Here is a 1,923-nt window from a genome sequence, read left to right as displayed (position 1 = left end):
GTCGACCGCCTTGCATGCAGCCCGGTTCGGCCTTGCCGTGCAGGTGCTGGAAGCCGGCGAGATTGGCCAGGGCGCATCGGGCCTGAATGGCGGCCAGGTCATCCCCGGCCTTAAATATGATCCGGAATGGCTGCTGGAGCATTTTGGCCCTGACCGCGGCGAGATCCTCGTCAATTTTGCCGCCTCGACGGCGGACGCCGTCTTCGAATTGATCCGCGACGAGAAACTGGCGGTGCCGTTTGTTCGCAACGGCTGGATCCAGGCAGCGCACACCGAGACGGCGCTGAAGGCGGCAGCTAGCAGGGACCGGCAATGGCGGGCTCGCGGCGCCGATGTCCGGCTTCTGAGCCAGACCAAGATCGCCGCGTTGACTGGCGCGCGGGGCTCTCGGCGGCTGGCTCGACCGCCGCGCCGGCGTTATCGATCCGCTTGCCTATACGTCGGAACTGGCACGGATCGCCTCGGCCGCAGGCGTGAAGGTCGCCGAGCATCAGAAGGTGGTGCGTCTCGACAAGAACGCCGGCCTTTGGCGCATTTCGACGGAAGACGGCGCCGAATTGGAGGCGAAGGCGATCCTTCTGGCGACGAACGCCTATACCGACGATCTGCTGCCCGGCCTCGCCGAGACGATCGTTCCGCTGCATTCCTTCCAGATCGCGACAGCGCCGCTACCGCCCGATCTGGCGGCCGGGATTCTGCCGGAGGGGCAAGCAGTGTCGGATTCGCGCCGCATCCTCATTTATTACCGCAAGAGTGCCGACGGCCGGCTGGTGCTTGGCGGGCGCGGCCGGATGGCGCAGCCGACCGGCGAAGGTGACTGGGCACATCTCGAGCGCGCGTTGCACCGGCTCTATCCGGTGCTATCCGGCGTTGCCATCGAACAGCGCTGGTTTGGCCGGGTGGCGATGACGCCGGATCACTTCCCGCATATTCACGAGCCCGAGCAGGGCCTGATGGCCGTGGTCGGTTGCCAGGGCCGTGGCGTCGGCCTGATGACCGCGCTTGGCGAGCGCATCGCTGGCTATCTGGCGAGCGGTGACGCTAGGCAATTGCCGTTTCCGGTCTCTCTGATCCGGCCGATCCCGTTCCATGCCTTTCGGCAGGTCGGCGTTGCCGCGACGATCGCCTGGTATCGCATGCTGGATGCATTCGAGCGCTGATTTTATGCCGGCGCAGGAATCAGCTTGACAGTTTCATGATTATGAAAAAACCTTAGGCGATTTCAAAATCCCGACGGGGCAAGCCGATGTCGACCATCGTTGCGACGCAGCCGCTGCCGGAATCCCGGTTTTCTCCGGGTTTCCGGTTGGCCATGCTGCTGCCGGGCGGACTGGTCACCTTTTTCCTGATCCTGTTTGCCCTCGGCCTCGTGCTCTTCCTCGCCTTTCGCGGCAATGACGGTTCGCTGCTGGGCGCCGGTTTCACCCTTGCGAATTTCGTTACGGTGGTGTCCGACCCGCTGTACTGGACGGTGACGCTGCGCTCGCTGACCATCGCCGGTCTGGTGACGCTGGCAACGGTCGTCACCGCCTATCCGGTTGCTTATTATCTTGCCTTCCACGCCGGCCGGCGGCGTGGCCTGCTGTTGTTTCTGGTGACGCTGCCGTTCTGGACCAGCTATCTCCTGCGCGTCTTCGCCTGGAAGATCGTGCTGGCCTATAATGGCGTGCTGAACTCGGCGCTGATCGAAAGCGGCATCTGGTCCGAGCCGACATTGGCGTTTCTCAACACGCCGGCGGCCGTCGTCGTCACGCTCGCTCACGCCTACGCGCCATTCGCCATCCTGCCGATCTATGTGGCGCTGGACACCATCCCAAAATCGCTGCTGGAAGCTGCCTCCGACCTCGGCGCCAGGCCGTTCACCAGCTTCCGCCGCGTCGTGCTGCCGAACTCGATGCCGGGGGTGTTAGCGGCGGCTCTCGT

General features: G+C 64.4%; 1 protein-coding gene and 1 pseudogene. Both read left to right on the top strand.

What is annotated here, in order from left to right:
* The first annotated feature begins 37 nt into the window (after positions 1 to 37).
* A pseudogene (locus E5W87_RS26905) lies at positions 38 to 1,160 on the top strand (NAD(P)/FAD-dependent oxidoreductase).
* An 86-nt stretch (positions 1,161 to 1,246) separates the two neighbouring features.
* A partial coding sequence (locus tag E5W87_RS26900) for an ABC transporter permease (RefSeq protein WP_292404558.1) occupies positions 1,247 to 1,923 on the top strand: 677 nt, incomplete at its 3' end.

Origin of the sequence: Mesorhizobium sp. (assembly GCF_004962925.1) — a bacterium.
Lineage (GTDB): Bacteria > Pseudomonadota > Alphaproteobacteria > Rhizobiales > Rhizobiaceae > Mesorhizobium.
The sequence above is the reverse complement of the archived record's forward strand: the minus strand, read 5'-3'. Positions and strand labels throughout refer to the sequence as shown.